Annotated in this window: 18 protein-coding genes, 1 tRNA gene and 2 pseudogenes; 1 reads left to right on the top strand and 20 read right to left on the bottom strand. The window is 43.3% G+C overall.

Going from position 1 to position 21,631, the window contains the following annotated elements; all coding sequences use genetic code 11:
- Positions 1-137: 137 nt before the first annotated feature.
- The 7 genes and pseudogenes from A4V09_RS26320 to A4V09_RS04890 form a co-directional block, all read right to left on the bottom strand.
- Positions 138-920, bottom strand: a complete 783-nt coding sequence (locus A4V09_RS26320; protein ID WP_065544638.1) for a Nif3-like dinuclear metal center hexameric protein — start codon at positions 918-920, stop codon at positions 138-140.
- 108 nt (positions 921-1,028) lie between these two features.
- Positions 1,029-1,661 (bottom strand): annotated as a pseudogene (locus A4V09_RS26315) (tRNA (adenine(22)-N(1))-methyltransferase); the annotation flags it as partial.
- An 11-nt stretch (positions 1,662-1,672) separates the two neighbouring features.
- Positions 1,673-2,797: an RNA polymerase sigma factor RpoD gene (gene rpoD / locus A4V09_RS04910; RefSeq protein ID WP_065541360.1), complete on the bottom strand. Its 1,125-nt coding sequence runs from the start codon at positions 2,795-2,797 to the stop codon at positions 1,673-1,675.
- Between the two features lie 40 nt (positions 2,798-2,837).
- Complete coding sequence (dnaG, locus tag A4V09_RS04905) at positions 2,838-4,622, bottom strand: DNA primase (protein WP_065541359.1); 1,785 nt, start codon at positions 4,620-4,622, stop codon at positions 2,838-2,840.
- Positions 4,623-5,630 (bottom strand): deoxyguanosinetriphosphate triphosphohydrolase, encoded by a 1,008-nt coding sequence (locus tag A4V09_RS04900; RefSeq protein WP_065541358.1) that lies wholly within the window; start codon positions 5,628-5,630, stop codon positions 4,623-4,625.
- A 216-nt stretch (positions 5,631-5,846) separates the two neighbouring features.
- The gene (locus A4V09_RS04895; protein ID WP_065541357.1) at positions 5,847-6,680 is read right to left on the bottom strand and encodes a deoxyribonuclease IV; all 834 of its coding nucleotides are present in this window, start codon (positions 6,678-6,680) and stop codon (positions 5,847-5,849) included.
- 137 nt (positions 6,681-6,817) lie between these two features.
- Positions 6,818-8,092 carry a uroporphyrinogen decarboxylase/cobalamine-independent methonine synthase family protein gene (locus A4V09_RS04890; RefSeq protein WP_065541356.1) on the bottom strand — a complete coding sequence of 425 codons (1,275 nt, stop codon included), beginning with the start codon at positions 8,090-8,092 and terminating at the stop codon, positions 6,818-6,820.
- A gap of 199 nt (positions 8,093-8,291) precedes the next feature.
- On the opposite strand from A4V09_RS04890, the gene A4V09_RS04885 reads away from it, so the two are divergent.
- The gene (locus A4V09_RS04885; protein WP_065541355.1) at positions 8,292-9,143 is read left to right on the top strand and encodes a helix-turn-helix domain-containing protein; all 852 of its coding nucleotides are present in this window, start codon (positions 8,292-8,294) and stop codon (positions 9,141-9,143) included.
- Between the two features lie 61 nt (positions 9,144-9,204).
- Here the strand turns inward: A4V09_RS04885 and A4V09_RS04880 are convergent.
- The 13 genes and pseudogenes from A4V09_RS04880 to A4V09_RS25705 form a co-directional block, all read right to left on the bottom strand.
- Positions 9,205-9,288: transfer RNA gene (locus A4V09_RS04880), tRNA-Leu, on the bottom strand.
- Positions 9,289-9,370: 82 nt separating this feature from the next.
- On the bottom strand, positions 9,371-10,210 hold the full coding sequence (locus A4V09_RS04875) for an amidohydrolase family protein (protein ID WP_456297844.1): 840 nt from the start codon (positions 10,208-10,210) through the stop codon (positions 9,371-9,373).
- Positions 10,191-10,301: pseudogene (locus A4V09_RS26685) on the bottom strand (hypothetical protein); the annotation flags it as partial. The pseudogene A4V09_RS26685 and the gene A4V09_RS04875, both read right to left, overlap by 20 nt.
- A 321-nt stretch (positions 10,302-10,622) precedes the next feature.
- Positions 10,623-11,624: a hypothetical protein gene (locus A4V09_RS04870; RefSeq protein WP_157123453.1), complete on the bottom strand. Its 1,002-nt coding sequence runs from the start codon at positions 11,622-11,624 to the stop codon at positions 10,623-10,625.
- A complete protein-coding gene (locus A4V09_RS04865) occupies positions 11,617-13,212 on the bottom strand; it encodes a COG1361 family protein (RefSeq protein ID WP_065541352.1) in 1,596 nt (531 codons plus the stop codon). The genes A4V09_RS04870 and A4V09_RS04865 overlap by 8 nt, the downstream gene beginning before the upstream one ends.
- A 14-nt stretch (positions 13,213-13,226) precedes the next feature.
- The gene (locus A4V09_RS04860; RefSeq protein WP_065541351.1) at positions 13,227-13,877 is read right to left on the bottom strand and encodes a P-loop NTPase family protein; all 651 of its coding nucleotides are present in this window, start codon (positions 13,875-13,877) and stop codon (positions 13,227-13,229) included.
- Positions 13,870-14,541 (bottom strand): ABC transporter ATP-binding protein, encoded by a 672-nt coding sequence (locus tag A4V09_RS04855; protein ID WP_065541350.1) that lies wholly within the window; start codon positions 14,539-14,541, stop codon positions 13,870-13,872. Before A4V09_RS04855 ends, A4V09_RS04860 begins: the two co-directional genes overlap by 8 nt.
- A gap of 21 nt (positions 14,542-14,562) precedes the next feature.
- Positions 14,563-15,462 carry a hypothetical protein gene (locus tag A4V09_RS04850; protein ID WP_198168572.1) on the bottom strand — a complete coding sequence of 300 codons (900 nt, stop codon included), beginning with the start codon at positions 15,460-15,462 and terminating at the stop codon, positions 14,563-14,565.
- On the bottom strand, positions 15,455-16,210 hold the full coding sequence (locus A4V09_RS04845) for an ABC transporter permease (protein WP_065541349.1): 756 nt from the start codon (positions 16,208-16,210) through the stop codon (positions 15,455-15,457). The genes A4V09_RS04850 and A4V09_RS04845 overlap by 8 nt, the downstream gene beginning before the upstream one ends.
- Positions 16,211-16,244: 34 nt before the next feature.
- Entirely contained in the window at positions 16,245-17,645 is a 1,401-nt protein-coding gene (locus A4V09_RS04840) for a DUF6034 family protein (protein ID WP_065541348.1), read from the bottom strand.
- 106 nt (positions 17,646-17,751) lie between these two features.
- Positions 17,752-18,219 (bottom strand): peptidoglycan-binding domain-containing protein, encoded by a 468-nt coding sequence (locus A4V09_RS04835; RefSeq protein ID WP_065541347.1) that lies wholly within the window; start codon positions 18,217-18,219, stop codon positions 17,752-17,754.
- A gap of 334 nt (positions 18,220-18,553) precedes the next feature.
- Complete coding sequence (gene lanM / locus A4V09_RS04830) at positions 18,554-20,881, bottom strand: type 2 lanthipeptide synthetase LanM (protein WP_065541346.1); 2,328 nt, start codon at positions 20,879-20,881, stop codon at positions 18,554-18,556.
- On the bottom strand, positions 20,878-21,567 hold the full coding sequence (locus A4V09_RS25705; RefSeq protein WP_065541345.1) for a DUF4135 domain-containing protein: 690 nt from the start codon (positions 21,565-21,567) through the stop codon (positions 20,878-20,880). Before A4V09_RS25705 ends, lanM begins: the two co-directional genes overlap by 4 nt.
- Positions 21,568-21,631 lie beyond the last annotated feature (64 nt).

Genomic DNA, 21,631 nt, shown 5'->3' with positions numbered 1-21,631 from the left:
GGCTCTGTTTCGCCGGTGCATCACAGATGAATTCCCTTATATCAGTCTATGGAACCGTTCAGATACCCGGACTGTTACAATATATGCACTTTACAGGGCAATTATTCTGCCTCTGTATCTGTTTGATACCCTCACAGTTACAGAACGGTACAAGGATGCAGAACCTCCATCTTGCCCACTTCCAGTCCGGGCAGCTTTTCAGCAAGCTCCTGCCTCATATATTCCATAAAAATATATTCCGTTCCATAGTGTCCCGCATCAATGATACTTACCCCTTGGGCCACCGCGTCAATGGCTGTGTGGTAATCCACATCCCCTGTTATATATACCTGAGCCTTCTTTTTAAGCACTTCCTTCATCAGACTCTTTCCGGAACCTGTGCAGACAGCGGCACGGTTCACACCGGCATCCAGACTGCCGTAAACGGTTACATGGGGAAGCTGAAACTGCGCTTTTACAAAGAGAGCGCACTCCCGCAGTGTCATTTCTCGGGGCAGAGATCCGATTCTTCCGATCCCCTCCCGCCTTTGTCCGTCCTCAAAGGTTACTTCCAGCACTTCACGCTCTGAAAGCTCAAGGAAATCCGCGCTCATATCCGCCATGCCCAGAATATCAAAATTTGTATGCATGGCATAATAGCTGATCTGATTTCCAATCAGGCCCATGATCCTGCGGCCGATAAAATCCTCCGCCACCACCCGCTTCATGCCTGAAAAGATCAGAGGGTGGTGGGTGATCATCATATCCGCTCCAAAATCAATGGCTGCCTGCAAAGTCTCATCCGTCACATCAAGAGCCAGGAAAATTTTTTTCACTTCCCGCTCCCGATCCCCGGCCAGAAGTCCTACATTGTCCCAGCTCTCCGCAAAAGAGGGGGCATATTTCTGTTCCAGGATCTCTATTATCTCTTTACATTTCATTTCTTGTCTCCTGTTTTGTAACACTATAGATACCTGAACGGTTACATAACGCTCCAGCGCTTTTCGGATATGGAAAAGCTCCTGTTCCAGTTCCAAAAGCCGCCGGCTGCCCGTCCTGGTATCTGCAGCCTGCAGATGTTCCATGATTTTTTCCACGGAGGATTGTTCCTTTAACAAAAACTGTTTCAGAACCGGATTTCTGCTGTCCAGAAGGCCGCTGCCGTAGAGATACTCGATCTCTTCCGTATAACTCTGCCCGCCCCTGGCAGCTTTCATCATCGGATAATACTTTCCGTCTTCAAAGACCATATCCTCCGCTGTGATCTTGTACCCATGTTCCAGCAGAAAATGCCGGAAACGGCCAATCTCAGACTGGGGCTGGAGGATCAGCTCTGATACAGTCTCCAGCACATGGCTGCCCTCTGTGAGGATTTTCTCCATGAGCGGGCCGCCCATGCCGGCTATAATAACAGTATCCGCCTCCCCGCAGGATAAGGCTTTTACACCATCAGAGAGGCGGGTTTCTATGTAGTTCCCCAGCCCGTATTCCCTGATATGTTCCTCTGCCCGAAGAAGAGGACCCCGGTTCACATCCATGGCAATGGCTCCCGGTATCCTTCCTTCCAGATACAGATAAATGGGAATATAGCCGTGGTCACACCCTACATCCGCAATCCTGCTGCCGGGTGTCACCAGGGATGCCACAGCGCGAAGCCTGTCCGAAAGCTGCACATTCTTCATACTGCTCATCCTTAATCCAGATAATCCTTTAATTTACGGCTGCGGCTGGGGTGGCGAAGCTTACGGAGAGCTTTGGCCTCAATCTGGCGGATACGCTCCCTGGTCACATTGAATTCCTTGCCCACTTCTTCCAAGGTTCTGGCTCTTCCGTCATCCAGGCCAAAACGTAGCCTGAGGACCTTCTGCTCCCTGTCTGTCAGTGTATTTAACACCTCCACAAGCTGTTCTTTTAAGAGTGTGAAGGCCGCCGCATCTGCGGGAACCGGCACATTGTCATCCTGGATAAAATCTCCCAGATGGCTGTCCTCCTCCTCACCGATCGGTGTCTCAAGGGATACCGGTTCCTGGGAAATTTTCAGGATTTCACGGACTCTGTCCACTGACATATCCATCTTCTCCGCAATCTCCTCCGGCTGCGGCTCTCTGCCCAGCTCCTGCAGAAGCTGACGTGACACACGGATCAGCTTATTGATAGTCTCCACCATATGCACAGGAATACGGATGGTACGTGCCTGGTCTGCAATGGCCCTTGTTATGGCCTGGCGGATCCACCAGGTAGCATATGTGGAAAATTTATAACCTTTTCTGTAGTCGAACTTTTCCACAGCCTTGATAAGACCCAGATTTCCCTCCTGGATCAAATCGAGAAACAGCATACCACGTCCCACATAACGCTTGGCGATGCTGACAACCAGACGCAGGTTGGCTTCTGCCAGACGCTTCTTGGCTGCCTCATCTCCCTCTTCCATACGTTTTGCCAGTTCAATTTCCTCCTCTGCGGACAGAAGGGGCACCTTGCCGATCTCCTTTAAATACATACGGACAGGGTCTTCGATACTGATGCCCTCCGGAACGGTGAGGTCAATATTCTCCACATCCACTTCTTCCTCTTCGTCCAGATTGATGCCGTCATCATCGTTGATTATAAAAACATCCTCATCACTTTCCGGAATGCGCAGCACATCAATACCACAGGATTCCAGATAGTCAAATACTTTGTCCAGGGCGTCAGGGTCCAGGGGCATTTCCTTGAAATGGTCATTGATCTCCTGGTATTCCAGGACATTTTTCTTTTTCTTTCCCAGCTCCACCAATTCCTGCAGTTTCTCGCTGAATTTCGCCATGTTCATTTCCATAAAATGTTCCATCCTCTCATTACTTAGTTATATCTTTGCCTCAATCAAAAGAAATATGCAGTGTTACCTTTCCACTTTCAATTTCTTCCAGATGTTTTTTTGCCTCCACAAGTCTCTGCAGGCCTGCAATGTCCGTCGGCGCAAGAGTCTGACTCTGATGCGCAATGCTGTCCCGTTTCATCCTGCAGACGGTTTCCTTGAGAGCGCGCATGCGCTCCTGGTCATTTTCCAGATGCAGGGTTGCGTGAAATAAGGATGTAACTTCCTTTTGTTCTTCGCTGTCAGTGAACCGGTTCAAAAGCTTAGCCGGATTGACCTTTCCTTGTTCGTGCTGTTCAAATAAAAGCTCTGCCACCTGCCGAAACAGGGGTGTTGTAAAATCATCGGGGCTTATATACCCCTCTATGGTGTCAAACATCTTAGGATAGGAAGTGAGCCAGGTCAGCAGCAGCTTCTGGGAAGCATCCCTGCCGTCCTCCTTTTTCTCCCGTCTCCGCTCTTTTACAGGCTGTTTGGGTTTTGCCGAGATGGCTGTACCCGAAAGGGCCAGGTTATTCACCATGCGCCGCAAATCTTCATAACGGATCTGATAGTTCCTGGAAATACTCTCCATGTAATTGTTACGCTCAAGTTCCTCAGGAAATTCCAGCAGTTTTTTTGCGATCGCCCTGTAAAACTCTGTTTTGTCCTCCGGGTCCGCCAGATTATACTGCCGTTCCATGACCTGGACTTCAAACAAAAAATAATTCATAGCCTCAGAAAGCCGCTTCTCAAATGCCTCCTGACCCTCTGCCTTGATGAACTCATCCGGGTCCTTGTAAGGCGCCAGATTTACCACTCTTGGCTTGATGCCTGCCTCCCGGAGAATGGGGATTCCCCGAAGGGCTGCCTTCTGCCCTGCCTCATCACTGTCATAGGTCAGCAGCACTTCCTTTGTATAGCGGCTCATAAGGCTGGCATGTCCGCTTGTGAGAGCTGTACCAAGGGAAGCCACCGCATTGGTAAATCCCGCCTGGTGCATGGAGATGACATCCATGTATCCCTCGCAGATGATCAGGTAATTCTTTCTGGACTTTCTGGCAATGTTCAGGCCGTAAAGGTTACGGCTCTTGTCAAAAATTTTCGTCTCCGGCGAGTTCAGATATTTGGGTTTTGCATCGCCCATAACACGTCCGCCGAATCCGATCACCCGGTTATTCACATCCATAATGGGAAACATGACACGGTTCCAGAACTTGTCGTGCATGCCATATCTCTCATCCGCGGAAAAAAGCCCGGATTCTTTCAAAATGGTATCCGAATATCCTTTTCCCTTCAGATACCGGTACAGGCTGTCTGCATATTTGCTGGAATAGCCCAGGCCAAAACCCTTGATGGTATCGTCTGACAATTCCCTGTTCTTCAGATACCCGTAAGCCTGCCTGCCACCTTCCTGCTTCAGGAGATAATAATAGTAGGCGGCAGCTTTTTTGTTTACCTCCAGAAGAACTGTCTTTAAGTCCGCGGCAGCTCTCTGTTCTTTGGAGTATTCCCCTTCCGGAAGTTTCACCCCGGCCCGCTCAGCCAGGTATTTCACAGCTTCTATAAAGGTAAAATTCTCATACTCCATGATAAAGGTAAACACATTCCCTCCCGCTCCGCACCCGAAGCAGTAATACATCTGCTTGCCGGGGCTTACGGAGAAGGACGGTGATTTTTCATTGTGGAAAGGGCACAGGCCAAAGTAGGAGCTGCCCTTTTTCTGAAGCCGCACATAACCGGAAATGACATCCACAATGTCATTTTTCATGCGGACTTCCTCAATTATGTCATCGGAATAAAACATCTAGTAAACACTCCATCCTTTCGGAACAAAAATATCCCTGAATTTTTCCATGGAATACTGATCCGTCATACCGGAAATATAGTCACAGACAACCCGGGTCATCTCCTCGCCGTCCTTAAGCAGCCGTTCGTACTCCTCAGACATTTTGTCCGGTTTGGTGCTGTAATAGCCGTACAGGGCTTCCACAAGGTTCTCTGCCTTTTCCTCTTCCTCTTTCGCAACGGGATTCAGATAGACATTCCGGAACATAATGTCCCGAAGGTCACGCAGTCCCTCCTCAATCTCAGGGGACATGTGTATGGCATCTTTCCCTCTGCTGTTGTCCACAATATCATGAATGAAGGTGTTGAGCCGTTCTTTTGTGTTCTCGCCAAGCAAAAGCCGCAGGGTGATGGGAATGTCATCTTCCGTGATGACCCCTGCTCTCTGGGCGTCATCCATATCGTGATGGATATAGGAAATCTTATCACAGAGCCGTACGATCTGTCCCTCCAGGGTATGGGGGGAACCGCTGGTCCTGTGATTCAGGATCCCGTCCCGCACCTCCCAGGTAAGATTCAGTCCCGCCCCGTTCTTCTCCAGACATTCCACCACCCGGATGCTCTGCCGGTAATGGGCAAATCCCAGGGGGCACACTCTGTCAAGAGCTCTCTCCCCGGCATGGCCAAAGGGGGTATGCCCCAAATCGTGACCCAGCGCAATAGCCTCCACCAGATCATCATTGAGCCTTAAAGCCTTGGCAATGGTCCTGGCAGTCTGGGACACCTCCAGGGTGTGGGTCAGACGGTTCCTGTAATGGTCCCCCTGGGGCGCCAGAAAGACCTGTGTCTTATCCTTCAGCCTCCGAAAGGACTTGCAGTGCAGGATCCTGTCCCGGTCCCTCTGATAGACCGTCCGGATATCGCACTCCTCCTCATAACGGTCCCTGCCCCTGCTGTCCCTGCTGTGGGCAGCGTAGGGGCTTAAAAGTTCCATCTCCCTTTGTTCCATCTCTTCACGGATATTCATTCGGCAGCTCACCTTCTCTCTTCAAAAGCAAAGCCAGTATAAAAAAACTTTCTCATATACATTATTACGCATAAAACAGGTATTTCCTTTTTCTCCGGCAAAAATTTCGCATTTTTTTTCTTTCCCCGCACATTCCCTCATAAACAGCAAAAATTTCCCGGCAGAGCAGTCAATCTTTTTCCTCTGCCGGGAAATTTATGCATACTTCCCGTAATTCTACTCCATATAGGCTTCTTTCAGCATAGCGATCTCTTTGGCGTATCCCTCTAAGTCATTGGGAGTTTCCAGATAAAATGGCAGTTTCCTGAGTTTCGGATGGTTGATAATGCGCTTCATGGCCTCAAACCCTATCTGGCCCTCCCCTATTTTTGCATGTCTGTCCTTGTGGCTGCCAAGCCCGAACATGCTGTCATTTAAATGTATGGCTTTCAGTCTGTCAAGACCGATCACCCGGTCAAATTCTGTCAGGACCCCATCCAGGTCATTCACAATGTCATAGCCACCGTCATATACATGGCAGGTGTCCAGGCAGACACCCATTTTATGGGAAAGCTCTGTCCGGTCAAGGATTTCCCGCAGTTCTTCAAAAGTCCTGCCTACCTCACTGCCTTTTCCGGCCATGGTCTCCAGAAGCACTGTGGTTTTCTGTTCCTCTGTCAGGATTTTATTCAGCATATCCGCAATGTAGGCGATCCCTGTTTCCACCCCCTGCTTCACATGGCTGCCCGGATGAAAGTTATAACAGTTTCCCGGTGTATACTCCATCCGTCTCAGATCATCCGCCATGGTATTTGTGGCAAATTCCCTGATACCCGCATCCGCGGAACAGCCGTTTAACGTATAGGGCGCATGGGCCAGAATACAGGGGAACCCCTGCTCCTCCCCAAGTTTTAAAAACTTCTCCACATCCTCCGGACTGATCTCCTTTGCTTTCCCTCCTCTGGGGTTCCTGGTAAAAAACTGAAAGGTATTGGCCTGTATTTTAACCGCTTCTTTCCCCATTGCCTCATAACCTTTGGCTGAGGATAAATGACATCCGATCGTAAGCATATTTTTTTCCTCCTGGCGGTTTTTCTTTTGTATACTAAAACCGTCTAAGATATTATACACGATAGAGGGCAAAAAGAAAAGCGCCCATACATTTTAGCTGCACAGACGCTCCTCCATATATTCCATTGATGCGTTTCTTATTTCCAGTGATCCTCAATCTCTTCCCTGATGATCTGTATGTAACGGCGGGCTTTCTCTATATTTCTGTCAATGGTATAGATATCCCTCTGGGTGATTTCCATCTTACATCCTCTTGCCGCGTGGAGGCTTTTCCTGATATAAGCCCTAAATGCCTCCTCATCCAGCTCTTTGCCGCTGATACCCAGGAAAGTGGCAGCCGGTTTTCTATGGTAGATCACATTACTGCCTCTCAGCCGTTCTCCCATGAACTCTTCGTCACACCAGGGAGAGATTGAAACCTTCCTCAGGTTTTTAAACTTGCTGATGCAGCTGTCCCACACCTTGTCAACCGGCTCGCAGCATCCATAGGATAACAGGCCGAACTGGGAACCGATTTTCTCATAGCAGGGGAAAATAATTTCTTCAAACATCTTCGGAGAGATGCTCAGTGTTTCCTGGGAGTCCATGTATCCCCACACATCCCTGCGGGTCAGCTTCCTTTCCTTCAGGATTTCGGGTCCGGGCAGTTCCCTGTTGAAAGCAAAGGTTCCCTGACCCACACTTTCATATTCCGTGGTGGGAAGGATTACCCCCTTTTCTTCCAGCAGATCATAATAGGCCAGGGTATCATCAGCCGCCTGGTCCATGATTTTTTTGAAAAGCTCCGGGTACTGGGCAATATTCAGCATCATGTTTTCCATACCCATCAGGTGGATGAGCATCTGGGTAGGTACGCTGTAGAGACAGTCCATTTTCCTTCTCACCGGCAGGATATCACCGATTGCCTCTGTCACAGCCTCCAGCTTCTTCCTGCTGCTGTCCAAGTCTACGGAAAACACACTTGCCCCTATTTTTTCAAGATCATCTTCCAAATCTTCAATTACAGGCAGAAAACGCACACTGATCCCCGCGCAGTCCTCCTCTTCTTTTCCCGTGGCAAACTCTTTCTTCATATCCAGCCCGTACAGCTTGAACTCCGTATCATAATTCATTTCAAAACAATCCGGTGTCACTCTGTCATCCTCAAACAGTTCCTGACCCACAAAGTCCTGATATAAATCAAACTCCACTTTTCTTGCAAAATCCCCGGTACATTTCAGTCTTGGGATGATCACCTCATTGTTAAATCCCCATGACTCCAGCACCACCATGGGTATCTCCCCCTGAAGGGCATTGTGCCTGTACCATTTTTCTTTCAGGACCGTATTTCTCTCCTGTGATGCAAATTCTTTATGTTTTTCTGCCAGTTCACGTAATATCCGCTTATCCTCATTGCTGATCCCGTATTCCATAAATATTCTCCTTTACTCTCTATATTGACTTCTGAGTGTTGATTCATTTTCTATATCATAACCGATGCAGAAGGGTTTTTCATTACAGCGAATTGACATTATATATAAAAAAATTGACTATTTTTTATGGCTATCCATTGACTCTCACAGGTAAATTCTATATCCTTATAGTAAAAGAAAACCTCAGGAGGCAAGCCTTATGGAAACATCAAGTTCAACACCTCTACCCGAATCCAGGATTTATTTCTGTACACCCACCGCTTTGATCCGCCGGGAATTTTTATATCCTATCTGTCTGGGGCATTTTTTCTGTGATTCCACTTACCATGTGGAGCGTTCAAGCTACGACAGCTTTCTTCTGCTCTATGTCAGGGCTGGTTCCGGTTATCTCACATACTCCGGAAAACAATTCCACCTGAAAGAAGGTGATTTCTGCTGTATTGACTGTTATCAGCCCCATATCTATGGGACAAATTCCACCTGGGAGATCCAGTGGATCCATTTTGACGGCGTCTCCGCAAAAAGCTATTATCAATGGGTCATAAAACAGAACGGGTATGTCTTCTCTCTGCCCAAAAGCCAGGCCATGCAGGTCCTGAGGCCTCTGCAGCACATGCAGGATATTTTTGCTATGCATGTGCCTTATAATGAAATCTGGCTCTCTAAATACATTACGGACATGCTCTCTTTCCTTCTGGATATGCCTGATTACACACTGTTAGCCTCCGCTGGCAATACGGTGAGCGAACGTGCCATTTCCTATATGCAGCAAAAATTTTCCTCCAACCTCACTATGGAGGAGCTTGCCTGCCACGTTTCCCTGAACTTATCTTACTTTATCCGATGCTTCAAAAAGGAAACCGGCATGACGCCCCACAGCTATCTGACCTCCATACGCCTTCAGCAGGCAGTCTATTACCTGAAGACTACAGACCGGACAGTAAAAGACGTAGGGTATGCCTGCGGGTTCCAAAGTGAGAACAGCTTCTGCATTACCTTCAAGAAACATACGGGGTATACCCCTTCGGAGTACCGGTGCCTTCCACATTAATAGCATTTTATTTCAGTACAGAAAAAAGCCCTGTATCTTCTCAGATACAGGGCCTGTAAAATGCGGGAGATGGGACTTGAACCCACACGATCTTGCGACCACTAGATCCTTAGTCTAGCCTGTCTGCCAGTTCCAGCACTCCCGCTTTTCTCTGTCGTTCTTTGTCATCACTTCCAAACGACAAGTGAAAGTATATCACCAAATTTTGTATTCGTCAATACCTTTTCCTAAAAAAATCTGAATTTATTTCTAATTTTTTCCTCTCCCTCAAAAATACGTGCTTTTAAGACATTTTCATCCTCCGCGCATTCCTGAAAGCATCTCCATTCATCCAGCAGGCCCTGACCATGAGGGACCAGATAAGCTCCCGCATCACTGCCCAAAGCCATATGCACTTTAAGCTCTAATGCCCTCCTGATGTTTTTCTTTCCCAACTCGTAAATCTCATGCAGCAGTTCATCTGAAAATCTGCCGCACCCAAACATATTTGCCACCACGGTAATCGTAGGTACCCAGACAATATCCGATTCGGCCATCATCAAAAGTGTCTCCTCTGATACATAATTCCCATGCTCAACGCTGTCCGCACCTGCTCTTACCAAATCAGCCACAGGACCGGCACCGTTCGTATGGCACATGACCGCAAACCCCTCTTCATGGGCAATATGCACCATCTCCTTTACTTCCGCATACGGCAGCGCTTCCCCTGTGATTCCCCCATCTGTATCAAAATCCATGATGCCCGTTGTCATGATCTTAATAAAATCCCCTTTATGGGCCTTAACTTCTCTTACAAGCTCTGCATACTCTTTCATATTCTCGTACGCCTTACCCACGATCCCGCCATAACAGCCCTTTCTGTGAATTGCAAAAATCGGCGTCCGGTAATCAATCCCATACTCCCCGGCAATCTCCCTGGCCCTCTCCGAGACTCCCAGGTCATCTCCTCCGTCCCTTACAAATGTGATCCCTTTCTCCTGGTACATTTCAAAATGACGCCGGATCACACGAGCATCCACGCCGTGCAGATGCCTCTGCACAGCCTCTCTATAGTTCACCCCGTCCATGAAGATATGCGCATGGCATTCTCCAAACATGTCCTCCTTTATCACCAGCCTCACCCTTTTCTCTGCCAGAGTGTATCTGAAAGTTGCTCTCGGCAAGCTGTGCGTCACAATTTGTGGGAAATGCAGATTGTTGGAATGAATTCTCTCATACCCTCTAGCTTCTAATATTTTATACTATATTTTTTTATGACTTGAAGGCTTTTTACTGTAATACATTTCTGCAGCGTACTCAACCAAAATATCCTACGCTATCTATACACCACCAACTGTTCCGTACCTTCATCGTTACTTTTCCGATTATACCACACACTTATAAAAAACGAAACATCAACCTTCTGCGCGAAGGACTAACTCCACACATTTTATATTACATGCAGTATTTTTCTGACTTATACCGGAACATACGCTGTCACTAAAACCAGATCCTAGCTGCAAACATAAAAAAACCTCCTAGCATCCCCATAATTATATACAAAACAATCCGCCCTCTGTAAACTCTCCTAAACGCTTTACCCGTCTTATCTAGTTGATATATGTACATGACAAAAGCTTTATACTCCTGTTTCCATAAACATCCCTGATAAAAAATCAGCATACTTCCACATATAAAAGACATAAGACACATAATTAATTGGTGCCGGATCTTCTCTTCTTTTTCCTCCCATTTGTGTGTATTTTTTTCTCCACTGTTCCCATATATTACTGTAATTCCCCAATCGGCTAACTTATTCTCAAGTTTATTCCATCTATACCCATCCTTAACTTCCACATAATAATTTTTTATTTCCGAAGCCTTTAATTCTCCCTCCTCTTCTATAAGTTCCGCTGTAAGAGCCTCATATCCCTCCAGTGTTGTCAGGATATAAAGGGATTCCTGATCTATCAGCTTATTTTCTTTGTTTGCCTCATTGTTTTCTTGTGAAACACCATAAATCCTGGCTTCATGCCCACTGACAAAAACGGTCTGGAATATCATATCTTCCCAGGAATCCTTCATTTTTTCCTTTTTTTCATTTTCCATAGCACCAAAAACAGAGGCATCCGCTATCAGGCAAGGCATACTATCAGTGAAAGGAGCCTGTAGTACCTGGGCATATGCGTGATATATATATACCTCCTCCATGCCCTTTAAGGTTACCTGAGCAGTATATCCTTGATATTCAATTACTTGTATACTCTCCTTGTATTCTGTGACGGCAGAAACCTCTTCTGCTTTCTTTATCATTTCTAAACTATTTTCCGGTATACTGCATTGTATTTCTACACTCTCAGACATTTCCGTATACAGTTTATATCCTGTCGTACAACTGCAATAAAGCCAATAAAAAGCAAGCATGAGAAACACACCCGAAATTATAGTATTTTTCCGCCGTAAAATCCGAAGACTGTATTTTATAGCCTCTCTCCTATTCATAGCTATCCCTTTTCTTCATTTTTTTTAGCACCATGGGGACTGTCACCCCAAGAATACCAAGAGACGCAAGGATACCCAGACCAATAGCCATCTGCTGTCCTATTACCTTCTTTTCCCCCTTATCATTGGATGTATTTACGGTCTTCAGTTCCAGAGGATTGATCGTTACCACAATTTCTTTGGAGTGCGTCTGTTCCACACCGTTTTCGTCTTCAAAAGTAAGAATAATATTTCCTGAAGTTTTTCCATATCTTTTATCTGCCGATTCTGCTTTTTCATCTACCATACCCGCAAACACATCAAGTTCTCCGGAGGCGGCTGTACCACCATCCAGATTGCCTAGAAACAAACTTTTTGAGGCATTCAACCCCTGTACATCCAGCGAACACCGGACATTATATATCTTTCCTCTCCCCAGGTTCATCGCCTGTACAGGAATTTTTATACTGTCTCCCGCGTTCACTTCTGATGCAAATTTGCCAACTTCAAGGGCCATATCAATTTTCTGGGATATCAGCAAGTCAATTTTTCCGGAGGAAGTAAGAGACGATGCATCAGGATTATCATAAGACATATCAAGTACGATCGAATATTTCCCTGCCGCTGTTTTTTCATCTATATGAAACTGCAGCGGAATCTCCAGTGTACTTTCTGTTCCCAGCTTTTCAAAATAAAAAATATTGCTGCTGTTTTTCAGTGTGATCCCTTCAGCCTCACATGTCACAGCAACCGTAATATTCTGCACATATTTTGTTTTATTTGTATTCTTTAAAACAGCTGTAAATTCCAGTTCGCTCCCTGATATAATCTGCTCCGGCATTCCTATACACTGCTCGATTATAACTTTGGGATCAGAAGTGGGTTTTTCCTCTTTTGGTGTCTCAGGAACCACTGGCGTTCCTGCATTTTCCTGATTCACCGGAATATTCTCCTCTGCCTGGGTTTCATCCTGCTGTTTCTCTTTATCTATCTCCCCCTCATTCCCCTCTTCTGTCTCCTTTTTGTCTTTTCCATCCGTAATTTGTACATAAATTGTAAAAACCTGTGATATCTCCTGCCCCTTTGCATGGTAATCAATTTGTATTTCTACAGGGTATACTCCATTATACCGATCCTTACTTAATTCCAGATCAAACCGAATCAGAAAAACCGCTTTTTCTTCTCCCGTACCGTTAATCCTTTCATTTGTCACTTGGAAAGTTTTCCGGTAATTGCGAAAAATAAAAGGTGCACTGGCAGTATCCCCTAAATCAGGCATAGCCGTCAATGCCTTAATGTCATTCTCCTCTGCTGCATATATAGGAAGAATAACACTGACCCAACCGTCTTTAACCAGGGGTTCATATCCCTCCTCATAAGCTTTTTCCATACCCTCATATGTATTTTTATCATCCAGCGTGAGATATCCGGTTTCTGATTCGCCTGTATGATTTTCATTTGCATTAAGAACAGAAGCTTCTGATACGTCTGATACGGATTTGTCGTTGTCTGATCCTATACCTGTCTCTTCCATTCCGGCTGCAAAAACCGAATGAGACAAAATCATTATGCCAATAGCCAATAGTAAACATATCCCTGCTTTTTTCATGCTTTTTTCTCCTGTCAGCCTATTTTATCCAAAGAATCGGTTTCTGTCTCCACTGCCCAGTGTCCATCACAAAGACGATATCTTTTTTTAAAAGGATATGGCACTTCATCAATACCTGAAAAACAAAGAAATGCAGGATGCAGTTCTTCCAGCCATATTCTTAATAATTTCCAAAATCTCATCTTTTCCTCTGTATCTAAAAACCTTGTACAATTTCCCATTATCAGAAAATCCGGTTTTCCTGCCAGCGCCATCACAGCCATAAGTACACATTGTTCATATTTCGTCAAAAATCCAGCCTTCAAATCCTTTTTTTCCATAAGACCGCTCTCAATCAAAAAAGATCTGACCTTATCCCATGCTGTCCTCTTCGACTCTCCTTTCATCACAAAAGGAAGAAGCGCATAATCTGTCACATCCATATATTCCATCTTCGGAAATATCTCAGGGATAACCCCGTAGTTCAGTGCTCTCTTAATACTCCCTTCATCCGGCCTGATAAAACCAGTGGACAAATCCATCCATTCTTTTAATTCTTCCCCCTGACAGCCAGTGATCAGTACACTTTCTCCCTTTTCAACTGAAAAAGAAATCCTGTCCGCGGTCATTTTTCCATAGCGATGCCACCTTGTGACATTCCGCATACTAAAACATAACTCACTCATCTGACTTCCCTCTCTCCGGATTGTTTTTTATGCATCTGAGCACCCCTGCATCCATCTCACAAACCGTATCACATAGAACGTCAATATCATTTTGGCTATGGCTTGATAAAATAATGGTCTTCTTCCCGGCCTTCAATCCAAGAAGCAGTTGGTGCATTTGCTTTATTCCTTTTTTATCCAGACCGTTAAAAGGCTCGTCAAGAATCATAAGAGATGGATTCTCCATGATTGCCTGGGCAATTCCCAGTCTCTGCCGCATACCCAGGGAATATTTCACCACATGTTTTTTCAGATCCGGATCCAGTCCTGTCATTTTGATAGATTCGCGGATTCTCTCCTTTCCTGCCTTTCCCCGCAGAGATGCCAGAATCTCCAAATTCTTATAACCTGTCAAATTAGGCAAAAATCCCGGTGTCTCAATAATTATCCCGATGTCCTCTGGAAAATCCACATCATGGCCAATCTCTTTATAATTCACAAAAATTCGGCCTCTTGTCGGCCGTAAAAATCCGCATATGCACTTCATCAAAACTGTCTTCCCGCTTCCGTTATTGCCGACAATTCCATATATCTTCCCCTCCTGAAACGAAAAAGTCACATCATGTAAAACCTCTTCATCCTGAAAGTTCATATAAACATGTTCCACATCTACAACAGTCCTCATTTGTTCACCTCACTTATCCCCTCAGTTCTCTGTTCCTTTAAATTGGAATGCATAACGCTTCATAGCCTTTATGCTCAGAAAGACCAGGAGCAAAAGAAGCCCTCCGAAAATCCCTCCGGTCTGCCTCAGTGTGGGCAAATCATCATATCCAAAGTTATGCATGTAGTATGTAGCATGATTCAAAGGCGATGCCCATCCTACCCATACCCTGGCCTTATAATACATAACATCCGGCAGCTGCAGTAGTTTCTGAATATTTTCAGGATTTAGCAGCATTCCATAAGCACTGAAGATCAAGACACTCACAACACCGGCAGCCTGCCCTTTCCATACAGTAACAAAAAGCAGAAGAAATACCATCACAAGGGTATACAGCATTATAAGCAAAAAAATATATCCCATAGTCTGATAAGGCCTTCCCATTTCCAATGTCTTAACCGCTGCCGGGAGGGCAATCTTCTTACCTTTATCAGAATAGGCTAAAATTGCTGCTGTCTGACTCCAAATATTTTTGGGAAAAGAATATTTAGCGCAAAGCAGACAAGTAGACAACAGAATAAACAGCAGGTAAATGGCTGCTGCAAAAATAATGTACACAACCTGCCCCATCACCCATGTTTTCCGGTTCTCCCGTATAAGAAAAAATGGAGTCGCGGTGGTTATGAATGGCACATCCCCGAAAAGCAGTAAAAGCAGAAGCGAAGTCAGTAAAATGGAATTACTGTCTCCAAAAGTCAAGACAAATGCCTCTACTGCCTGCATAGAAGTTTCTTGTTCAACGGCAAATCCGATCAATTTATCTGTAAGAAGGAAGCAGAGGATAAAGGCCAGTATAAAAGTAGATATAATCCGTACATTTCCTTTCCACAAACGGAAATTATATAATGCAGTCACAAATACCATTTTTATCTTTCTAAGCACGATCAAGCCTCCTTTTTCCTGTCTCTACGAATTCCCATCCCAGGAATAAGGTCATGCAAAGCAGCCACAGCAATACTCCCCAGGAATCCCCAGGCCAATGATCTGAGGGACTCAGCCATTCCTTTGGATATAAAATCCTGCACCACGAAAAATACCTTTCATAAAATATGATGAGTAAATACTCTGCCATGAAAGGTGCCATAAAGGACATATACCGGTTGTTGATCAGGGCTGAAATCCACAGTCCCACAGTGGAACCCAATGCCCCCAAACAAAAATACCGAAGGGCAAACTGGATATAGGTCCCAATGATTTTTGCTGTCAATGCGGACAGGCTCGCTCCTTCTTCAAGCGGAAGAAAAACCACATTGAAAGCGATCATAACAGCCAGTGCGCCTATAACGAGAATTACCCCTCCTGATAAGGATACTGTCCATACTTTTGACCAAAGATATTTTCTCCGGCTGACACGTGTCAGTGTGAACCGGGTAATACCCGATTTAAACTCATCCACAAAACTTGACGCATATGGAAATGTACATATGACCGGAAGATAAAACAACATAGAATCTCCGGTGAGAGACTCCTCCACGAAACGCAGGGTCCATCCTTGGGGCAGCGTTTCTTTGCTGCGAACTACTTCCGTAACTGCTTCTATACGGGTAAGCACTACGAATATTATTGTAACAAAAGCCCCCAGATATATCCATCTTGCCAAAAAAGCGCGTTTTCTGTCATATAAAAGCATTCTTCTTTTCCTCTGCTGTCATCCCCTGATCATATCAATACCCAAGAAATGTATCAATTGTACTCCCATCCACTGCGTTTATCATGGCAAATTCCGACTCTCCCCAATTATCTCCATTAACCATAACCTCTCCTGTAAAACACCAGACAGGCACTATGAGAAACTCTTCTTTATTATCCTTTTCTTTAATTCTGAAAAGCCCTTGTGTAATATGCGTGATGTTTACTTCAATGTCCGCCTCTTTGTTTTGGAACGTGGGGTCTGCAGGGTCTATGACTTTGTCTCTGGTATATTTTGATTTCATTTGATTCCGGAATGCCTCGTAAACTTTTTCAAAAGGCAGTGTTTCCACATCAGAACTTTCTGTTTTTACCTCCTCCAATGGGGAAATCCATTCAACTCCATATATGATCCCATTATAAATGTCTATCCTCAAACTCGAATAGTAATAATTAGATGCATAAATATCTTCTGATTTCACATCCACTCCAGGCCCCTGGATGACAGGTACATCTCCATATGCCGGCGTATAAATGAGCATATGGGAATCCTTCCCCTCATCTTCATTGGAGTTATTATCTGACGAATATAAAGCCCATCCCTCTATACCCAGCTTTTCCAAAACCTTATCCGCTATGGAAGCCGCTTCCTCCGCCGAAATTTTCTTATATGGAATATCGTTCATCTCATGCTCATCAAGATAATAAAAAGCCATCAAATTTAACCTGTAATCCTCCTCATCCCGGTTGGATACGACGATCTGCCCTGTATGGCCATTCAAATCATCTGTCACTGCTATAAGCTGCTGTGTTTTGTTCAAGCCCTCTTCATCCATACCTCCATCATAGCCGATCTCATTATAATAACCCATTGGATGAAACTCCCATCTGCACTCCTGCCGAAGTTCTGCGTCCGGCGCTGTTTCATAGGCCTTTTCAAAATCTGCTATACTTTCCTCATAGCTTTCAATCGTACTCTGAACGTTCTCCTCCCCCACATCAGCAGCCAAAGCCTCTTTATCACTGATTCTTTGTTTATACCATAGGATCTTTTCCTCAACTTCCTGTTTTGTCATGGTATGGGGTTCATATGCAGTTTTTCCTTCAAACAAAACCTCCGCCCATTTTTGGGCTTCCTCCGCAGTAATAACATGGGGTTTTACTCTTACCACAGGAAGAGGTGGATCCACCGGATGTACTTTTGCATCTACATTCACTTTGATTTCATCGGCATCCAATGAAAAACTATCGGTATAAGTTTCCGGTATATTTAAGTTTTCTTTGTCTGAAGCTTTTCCCTGTTGTATTATTTTCTCCATTGTCCCTTCATTTTTATTGACAACGATATCTTCCTCGGGACTTTGCCTGCAGCCGGAAACAAGCAGTGCATTTATAAAAATGATGGTAACTACCTTTGCTGCATATCTCATACTCATCTTCTTCCACACCTCCTGTCACTCTTGTACATAAAGCATTATAGTAATCAAATCATCACAATCCGTTCTAATTTTACTAGTTATACTTTTTTAATTACTATTACCGTTATCCGACATAGTACCAAGAACCAGCATAGTAACAATACCATGTTCCATCATAAGCATTTACCTGTCTCATATTATAATGATTACTATAATATGGAGAAAGGCCTTCATAATACTTATAGCTGCCTGTCGAGTTCAATCTAAGTGTGCTTCGGAATTTTTTCCATGTATCCCTTCCACATTGTCCGTCCACTCCAATACCACACGCAGACTGGAAAGTTCTTACTCCATCTGTAGTCCCGCCACCAAAACTTCCATCAGCACCACCACTGTTTAATATAAAATTTCTTGTTGCACTATTAAAGTTAAGCAACATAACTTGAATACCCCGAGTGTACGAGCTGGAGGCCGCCCCTTCTTGTTGTAACGGAAACTTGTCCATTTCATCAGCTTTTACAGTAACTGTGCTTCCTATCAGAAATATACCCATTGCTAACAAAACCATTGCTTTTTTGACAATTTTCTTCATTTGTCCTCCTCCTTTTCAAATTGTCACAGATTGTGATGACTTGTTACAAGCACTGACTTACATCTTGATTCTTGCTTTCTGCATATTATTCATAATAACAGGCTTTAGATCTTACATGTACATACCGCCTTTAATTGTAAGTTTTTGGCCTCAAATTTTATAAGAATACAAATTATAGCTTTCCGAATCATAATATAATAGCTTATTTCCGTAATCGATCACAATATCTGTGAAAAATCTTAATAATTTAGTATAGCTTAAAGTAATTAACTTAATGATACTTTATACAGTGATGCATTTAGTTTTTTACTTTAAGCTATACTAGATAAAAATTCTACAATTCACTTTTAAGCAATGTAATACATAATAAAGCTCCAATACCAGATATACCTGTCATCAGACCTGGATTATATAATTCCTGAGGCAATATATCTGTTTCCCTCTCCATAGTTTCCAGCAATTGAAGAAAAACTACATCCATAACTTTCTTTTCTTTGTCCGTTACTTCAAAGATATCTGCATATTTTCTCATGATCCTATAATTACCTGCCATACCATGGCATAAACATGCTCCTCGGCGACAGGCATTTTTAAATAAAGACTCCTTAGCTCTCTTGATGTCTCTCATAACAATGAAGTCTTCATGGAAATCTTTCAACTCAAAAAGTTTCATTCTACTCAAAAGTATACCTGGCGCACCATGACACCAAGCGTTTGCGCATGTATCACTTTTTTCTATTCTTCTTTCGTCCCTCAAGTCCTTCCAGTTACCCAACTTTTCCGAGAATAAGGAGTCTTCATACTTCAATAATTCCCGTATCCATAGTATATATTTGGGATCTTTTGTCGCTTCCAGTAAATATGCAAATGCCATTATATATCCACTGTTTCCGTGTGCCATACCGGCAAGTGGATTCTTCATTTTCGGTGGAAACCACCCACATATTTCATTTGTTTTAACAGCTATGTCCCATAAATCCTCACTAATCTTCCTTGCCAGCAGCAACCACTTCTGTCGGCCTGTAATCATATATAGTTTTATAAGTACGATAACAGCCCCGGCATTACCTGATAATAAATCGTTGTCTGAATCATTCCAAATCAAACTTTCCAAAATATCGCCATGTTCTTCAGCATAAGTCAAGAATTCTTTTTTATCAGTAAGCCCGTATAGCAATATATAGGTTAAGACTATGGACCCCTCTCCCACTAATGCACCCGTACAATGCATCTGAGGTTCTCTTCCGCCTGTGATAATCAAATCAGTATACGAAAAAAGCGTATATTTTAAGCGTTCAAAAATCTCCTTAAAGTATTTTTCTCCCCTTATCTTTATTGCAATAGCCATAAAGACGGCTATTCCTCCTATCCCGTCGTATAGATACATATTAACCGGTTCTATTTTCCAGCTATGCTCATTGAAAAAATGCAGACCGATCCAACTCACATCTTTTATAAATGTACCTCTCACCGAAGTATCGCAAATTCGATCCGCTATTTTATAAATCACCTTTAAAGTTCTCTCTTCTACCTCATCATCTCTTACTACTCTGTCCGGTATGAAATAACTGTTCATCATCTTTTCCTGTTCCGGAGACAATAATGCTAAGGATAACCTTATAAATGTTTTCTGACGCTCCAGATCTTCTGTTCCCATTTCACATACACGTTCTTCAAAACAGTCCAAAGCGGTATTTTTAAAGTAATCTTTATAGACATTCCCATAACCGTCATAGAAATCTCTCAGATTTCCTTTAAAAGTATAATATGGAATATCCATGTTCATTAAAGAACTTATTTCCGAAGCAAGGATATCTTCTTTGTAAGTAGGGTGGGTATCCATATTATTGCGTAACACCTGCAGCATTAAACTCCGCTTGATAGAATTCTGCATAAAATCCGAATAAAAAGAGGAGGACAAATACATAGAATACTGCTGTGTATGCCGAATCAAATATCTGCTTTCAAACGAAAAGAATAATCCAAGTTTTTTTGATAACTCCACTTTTTTATTCATAAACAACATATATGCATTGCTAAACCCCTCTATTATTTCATCCGCGTACTCCTCAGGATTTGCATATTTACCCTCAAAACATGGTAGAGAGCAGCTTGCCTTAATTTCTATTTTTCTATTGACAATTCTCATTTCAGATGTTTTTTTATTTATAAGAACAGGTACTTTAAAAGGCAATATCTGTTTTTTTTCGGTTCCAAGGGCACTTAGATTAATCCCCTGTCCTTTTTTTTCACTAATCCATATAACTAAAGGAAGAATTCCTGTATAAATAATGGAATTATTTAATATCCTTTTTACTGCTTTCTCTGCATTATCAGATTTCTCTATACTTCTAAGACCCGGAAGGCACTCTAAATCCAATAGGATTGGATTTTCCCCATCTGCAATTATATTTTCTCCGTGCATATCTGAAGCTGACATTAGCATACACAAAAACAAATGGATACCCATTTTCATGTAATATGTATTAATCTGTTTTTCTGATTTACAGGGCTTATTCTCCAGATTTTCCTCCCAGCCATGATCTATAAAATCCAGGCATCTAATATTTCTATTCTCCATTCCGCACTCTACACAAAACCATCCAAAAAGCTCATTGTAATATATGTCCTTTTTTAGTCCTCTGGGTTTAAAAATAATCATTTGCCCGTTATCCAAAAAACCTTAGCTACCATATTTCCCCCATTGTGGGAATCTGATAATCCTGTCTTTATCCATCTTATTTTTTTGTAATCCTTCCCCTGGCAAATTTCTCTGACTATCTCTGGTTTGTCTTCTGTCAAAGCAGTTGCAATCCAATTCACAAACTGACTAATCTGTTCAGCCTGTTTCAGGAGCAAGCGGTGCATTTCCGGATAACTTCTGCTCAATGCACGTACATGGCCCAAGTCTCCCAAAAAGCTATGATTATAAAACTCATATTCTTCCGAAGCGTTTTTTCCGCGTAAATTACCCTGTTTTTTCTGTGCATACATATCATGTAAAAGAACACGCAGAGGTATGTTTCGGATTTTATTAATGAATATCTTTGAGAGATTTTTTTCAGGCTGTTCCGACATCTGAAAAAAAGTATAGCATTTGGCACTTCCGTATTTAATCATCGTTTCCAGATATAGATAATAGAATTGTCCAAAAACTTCATCACCCAAAAACTCGTATGAATCAGAAAAGATAAATTCATCAACTTCTGCAAAAATCCCCTCTAGTTTTGCATTCCCCCAGGTTTCTGGTTGAATAGAAAATTTATTACTTACTGTCTGAGAACAAACTATTTCATTGTATAATTTGTTTCCAAATAACTTTTTCCAATACTCTCTTTCCTCTATCAACAAATTTTTTCCTCTATTATATACGCTCATTATTTTCACTATATCAGAAAGGAATACCCCAATC

It is taken from the genome of Blautia pseudococcoides, assembly GCF_001689125.2.
In the GTDB taxonomy this organism is placed as follows: Bacteria; Bacillota; Clostridia; order Lachnospirales; family Lachnospiraceae; genus Blautia; species Blautia pseudococcoides.
This window is presented reverse-complemented; position numbering and strand designations above follow the sequence as displayed.